The sequence below is a fragment of the Mucilaginibacter sp. P4_G9 genome, assembly GCF_056400985.1.
On record NZ_JBFUKF010000323.1, the window covers coordinates 1 to 5723 of the forward strand.

6 protein-coding genes are annotated in these 5723 nt (G+C 40.2%); 2 read left to right on the forward strand and 4 right to left on the reverse strand.

Annotated elements, in window-relative coordinates:
* Positions 1–152 precede the first annotated feature (152 nt).
* Positions 153–2054: an OmpA family protein gene (locus AC1DPZ_RS20705; protein WP_477406965.1), complete on the reverse strand. Its 1902-nt coding sequence runs from the start codon at positions 2052–2054 to the stop codon at positions 153–155.
* A gap of 38 nt (positions 2055–2092) precedes the next feature.
* On the reverse strand, positions 2093–2716 hold the full coding sequence (locus tag AC1DPZ_RS20710; protein ID WP_477406967.1) for a 7-carboxy-7-deazaguanine synthase QueE: 624 nt from the start codon (positions 2714–2716) through the stop codon (positions 2093–2095).
* A gap of 212 nt (positions 2717–2928) precedes the next feature.
* Between AC1DPZ_RS20710 and AC1DPZ_RS20715 the strand changes: the two genes are divergently transcribed.
* Entirely contained in the window at positions 2929–3693 is a 765-nt protein-coding gene (locus AC1DPZ_RS20715) for a hypothetical protein (RefSeq protein ID WP_477406969.1), read from the forward strand.
* A 3-nt stretch (positions 3694–3696) separates the two neighbouring features.
* Entirely contained in the window at positions 3697–4035 is a 339-nt protein-coding gene (locus tag AC1DPZ_RS20720; RefSeq protein WP_477406971.1) for a Rieske (2Fe-2S) protein, read from the forward strand.
* Between the two features lie 53 nt (positions 4036–4088).
* Here AC1DPZ_RS20720 and AC1DPZ_RS20725 read toward each other — a convergent pair whose 3' ends face one another.
* Positions 4089–4970 carry a bifunctional 5,10-methylenetetrahydrofolate dehydrogenase/5,10-methenyltetrahydrofolate cyclohydrolase gene (locus AC1DPZ_RS20725; protein WP_477406973.1) on the reverse strand — a complete coding sequence of 294 codons (882 nt, stop codon included), beginning with the start codon at positions 4968–4970 and terminating at the stop codon, positions 4089–4091.
* A gap of 101 nt (positions 4971–5071) precedes the next feature.
* The coding region (locus AC1DPZ_RS20730; RefSeq protein ID WP_477406975.1) for an elongation factor 4 family protein at positions 5072–5723 on the reverse strand (652 nt) is incomplete at its 5' end.

Consider the following 5723-nt stretch of genomic DNA (forward strand, 5'->3'; position numbering starts at 1 on the left):
GGATAAAATTCCTATCAGAAATGGGAAATTAAGGTATTGACTTTTAATTTCTCTCCACCCACATATGAAGCAATCCCCAACCCGCAGAAATGTTCTGTAAGTTGGGGATTGTTAGTATAAGGCCTTTCCCAAAATTCATGCGAATTGATTATTTATTTCGCTATGATCATAAACTCTGTCCTCCTGTTCAATGCCTTTCCTTCATCTGTGGTATTTGGTGAAATAGGCTGCGTTTCACCATATCCTTTAAAAACAAGACGGACTGCTGCTATTCCGTTAGCTACCAGGTACTGATAAACCGACCTGGCCCTGTTTTCGGACAGTGTTTGGTTAAACTGAATGGCGCCTACATTATCCGTGTGCCCGGATATCTCAACACGTACCGTTGGGTTTACATTTAAAAACTCTATCAGTTTAGATAGTTCCGCCTTCGATTCGTTTTGGAGGTCGAATTTGTTAGTATCGAAAAAGATATTCTTTAATATTACTTTGTTGCCAACCTCAATAGGAGATAGCAGGGCTTTAATATGAAAAGGTTTCTGCTCTTTATATCCTATCAGTGAAAAATTTTCGGAGTAAAACAGGTAGCCGCTCTTCGAGATATTTAAGCCATAGTTTTTGCCCGAAGTGAGGGTTGCCAAAAAGTCACCTTCATCTATACTACTATAGTCCTGGTAAACAGGAAGGTTACTTTGCAGATCAATGATCTCAACGGCCGCCTCCAGCGGTTCTTTGGTTTTAGCGTCGTTTACATTCCCTTTTACGTAAGTTACAATGTGCGGTCGTAAATTTGCAGGCAATTCAAATGTATAAATATCATATCCACCATAACCATTCAGGTTATCTGAGGCAAAAAAGGCATAATTCCCATAAGCAGTAAGTGTTAGCCCATTCTCATCACCATTAGTGTTAATGGGATAACCAAGATTCGCCGGCTTTTGCCATTTACCATCTTTACCCAAACGACTTACGAAAAGATCTTTATTGCCCAATCCGGGCCATCCGTTTGAGCCAAAATAAAGTGTACTATCATCCGCATGAATAAATGGCGACTGTTCATCATAAGCCGTATTAATATTTGGCCCAAGATTCTCGGGTTCGCCCCAGCCTTTGTCCGTTAATATTGATTTCCAAATGTCATAGCCTCCATATCCGCCTTTTTTATTACTTACAAAGTAAAGTGTGCGTCCGTCGGCACTTATAGATGGCTGCGATTCCCACCCCGAAGTATTTAACGGGCTATTTAAATCAAAGGGTTTACCCCAGTCATCACCTTTTTTTTGTGCTATATAAATATCGCAACGGCCACGACCATCGGGACGGTTACATCCTGTAAAAAACAAAAATTTACCATCCTGCGATATAGATTGTGCACCTTCGTTATATCTATCTGTATTTATCTGATCGCTAAGATAAGTAGCTGTATCCCATTTGCCATTAGCTTTCAGGCTTTTGTAAAAATCTTCATTATTGTTAATCTTCCTGGTAAATATCAGCATGCCTTCATCCGCTGTTGCAACAGGCAGGTATTCGTCATTAGCGGTGTTAATATTAGCCCCCATATTAACAGGCTTAAAAGCTACAGGGTGTTGTATGGCCTCGATACTAAACTTTGCATCAGCCAGCAGTTTTTGAGCTAATGCGTTATTTTGTGGTGTAATATCCGGGTAAGTAAGGTATTTTTCAAGATGTTGCTGAGCCTGTTGATATTTAGCTTCATAAATCTCTGTCTCGCCTATTTTGAGGTAGACAGATCTGTTAAAACCAGGATTAATCTCAATTACTTTAAGGTATTGTACGATAGCTTGTTTATACAGGTGCCGCATTCGTAAAACATCGCCTAATAGCGCATGTGCTTCAATGAATTTTGAATCTTCACTTATAGCTTTTTGAAGATTTTCAATTGCCTCATCGTAAACATGCTCATCAAGATTTTGGTTGGCAATGGAAAAATACTTTATGGCATCACTATTTTTAGTAGAGTACTGCCTCTGCTGAGACCATGCAGTAACAGAAAGGAAAAATAACAAGGCCGAGACAATTAAAATTCTCATCCGTTTGGTACAATAATTTATAACGTAAGTTACAAATATTACGGAATATTCAAATATTTATGCGTTTGCAATGATATTTCCCACTGCGGGTTATTCATTACATAATCAACTATAAGTGGGGTCATTTCTTTCGACTTCGACCATTCGGGCTGTAAATACAACTTACAATCAGGAGAGACCATTTTGGCATGATATTCTGCCCAAACAAAATCCGATTTATTGAATACGATCACCTTTAATTCATGCGCATTTTCGGCTACGTGAGGTATGGGTGCTTTGAATTTTTTTGGAGAAAGGCAGATCCAGTCCCAATCACCAGACAGGGGATAAGCACCTGAAGTTTCAATAAAGGTTTTTATGCCGCGTTCATGCAGTTGGGTGGTTAAATAATCAAGATTATATATCAGTGGTTCGCCGCCGGTAACTACAACAGCTTTTGAAGGATGTTTAGCCGCGTTGGTCACTATCGTGTCGGATGCGGTAAGCGGATGCAGTTCTGCATCCCAGCTTTCTTTTACGTCGCACCAGTGGCAGCCTACATCGCATCCGCCCAGGCGTATAAAATATGCAGCTTTGCCTGTATTATATCCTTCGCCCTGTATCGTGTAAAATTCTTCCATTAAAGGAAGCAGCGTGCCATCGTCTGGAATTTGGTGTGCCATAATATTTTGCAAAAGTACCTAAATAAGCCGAAAGCATAAAGTTGAATGGTAAACACAGCGTAAAACGTTTAAACATTTTGTTCTTTTACCTATCATTGTTTAATTATTAGCGCTAATTTATATTTAAGTGCCTGTAACTGTGGGAATAATAGTTTTTGAATTGTAAATTAGCATCATGAAACCTTAACTAACTTTTAAAATCCTTTAGCGCAATGAAAAAACTTTACCTTCCGATTATTTTTTTGGCCGTGCTATGTTTAAGTTCCTGTGTAGATATTGAGGAGCGTTATAACTTTAAAAGTGATGGCAGTTGTGTTGTGGCATACGGATTTGATATGAGCAAAGCGGTTTCTGTTTTGGTAAATCTTGTGTCCGATTCGGTAAAGGAAACACCCCAGTTTAGCTTGGTTAAGGATACTACGCTCAATTTTTATAGCGCCATGCCCGATAGCACACAGCAAAAAATGAACGCCGCCGAGATAGCGCTGGCCAGCAGCAGTGATTTGACGGTGCATATGAACCTGAAAAAGAGCATCATGAAAGTGGCAATTAATCACACTGCAAAAAATGCAGCCGATCTTAAATATTACCTTCAAAATGTGTCGAAAATTGCGCTTAACAGTCAGATCAGCGCTTTTTCAAACAATCCTAAAACAAATAAGGCCCTTGATGCTAAACAGATGGTAGTAGGACAGGATTATTATTCGTACGATATAACTCCCCATAAATTTTACCGGATAGTTGATAAAGCTAAGTTCAACGCGTTTTTAAAAAAAACGCAGTCAACCTTCATGATGGCCAAAGCTATGCTGATAGATATGCCTTATAAAGTGATACTAAATTTTGCGAAACCGATAAAAAAACTCAATAACTCAAAAGCAGTACTCTCTGCCGACAGGCRAAGTGTTACGCTGGTTACCAATATGGATGAGGTGATTAAAAACCCATCTGTTATGAACCTGAAGATTGATTTTTAATAGATGAAGTGGTATAAAATCCCAGACATAAAAGACATCAACAAACCCTTCATTAAAAAAGTCAAGGCAGGCACCAAAAGCATATGCCTTGTTGGTTTTGAGGGCGAAATATATGCAATAGCGGCTATTTGTCCGCATGCTGGTTTTGACCTGAGTGAAGGGTTATGCGTTAAAGGGAAAATTGTTTGTCCTTATCATCGTTACACCTACAATTTGGCCACCGGAAAAGGAGGGGAAGGGCAGAATGATTTTGTAGAAACTTATGAGGTTGATATTAGAGAAAATGATATTTATGTTCGTATCAGTTCCGTTTGGGATAAAATAAAGCAGGCATTTAAATAATTGTAGTTGATTGGGTTTGGATATTCCATCACATAACCCAATCAATCACCAGCTTAACTATACACCTCTTTATTTGCCGAAGCCAAAGTATTCTTCAATAAGCCTATAATAGTCATTAAACCTACACCACCCGGTACCGGGGTTATCCATGACGCTTTGGGCGCCACATTTTCAAAGTCGACATCGCCATACAGCTTAAAGCCAGATTTTGTTAGGGCGGATGTTTCACGGTTCATACCTACATCTATAACTACCACACCATCTTTAACCATATCGGCAGTAATGAAATTCTTTTTACCTATAGCTACAATCAGGATATCGGCATCTAACGTGAATTTTTTAATATCGGGTGTACGGCTGTGGCAAATGGTAACTGTACAGTTGCCCGGTGTTGTATTACGGGCCATTAAGATACTCATGGGCGAGCCTACAATATTGCTCCTGCCAACTACTACACAATGCTTGCCAACGGTATCAATGCCATATTCCTTAAGCATCAGGGTGATGCCATAGGGCGTAGCTGGTATAAATGAGGGCAGGTTGCGTTGCATGCGCCCTAAATTAACCGGGTGAAAGCCATCCACATCTTTGCGGTGGTCGATACGCTCAGTTACTTTTTCAGGGTCGATGTGTTTGGGCAGGGGGAGTTGTACAATAATACCATCGATATCGGCGTCGGCATTTAATTCTTCTACTTTTTTTAGTAACTCGTCTTCTGTAACTGTATCTTCAAAGCGCACCAGGGTTGATTTAAAACCTACCTTTTCACAATTTTTAATCTTGCTGGCCACATAGGTTTCGCTGCCGCCGTCATGGCCCACCAAAACTGCAACCAAATGCGGTTGCCTGCCGGTTTCTGCCAATATTTTAGCTGCCGCTTCGGCTATTTCAATCTTAAGTTTTTCTGATACGTATTTTCCGTCGAGTAATTGCATATAGCCCCCTAACCCCCTAAAGGGGGAACGATAGTGTATAATTTTATATTATCAGCCAACCTTGCTTATCAAAAAGCTCCCCCTTCAGGGGGCTGGGGGGCTTAATCTAATTTCAAAACCGCCATAAACGCCGATTGTGGTATCTCTACGTTCCCAACCTGGCGCATGCGTTTTTTACCTTTTTTCTGTTTTTCTAATAGTTTACGTTTACGGGAAATATCACCGCCATAACACTTGGCGGTAACATCCTTACGCAAGGCTTTAACTGTTTCGCGGGCAATGATCTTGGCACCTATGGAAGCCTGTATAATGATCTCAAACTGCTGGCGGGGAATAAGCTCTTTCAGTTTTTCGCAGATCTTTTTACCAAAATCATAGGAGTTTCCCCTGAATATCAATGATGATAATGCATCAACAGGCTCGGCATTTAAACGGATATCCAAACGCACCAGGTCCGACTGTCGGTAACCTATCTGGTGATAATCAAATGAAGCGTATCCTTTTGAAATGGTTTTTAGCTTATCATAAAAATCAAATACGATCTCGCCCATTGGCAGTTCAAATACCAGTTCCACACGATCGGAAGTCAGGTACGACTGGTTGACTATAGAACCGCGTTTTTGGATACAAAGCGACATTACCGGCCCAACATAATCAGATTTGGTGATGATAGTCGCCTTAATATAGGGCTCCTCAACAAAATCTATTTTACTTGGATCGGGCAGATCTGATGGATTATTTACGATGATCGGT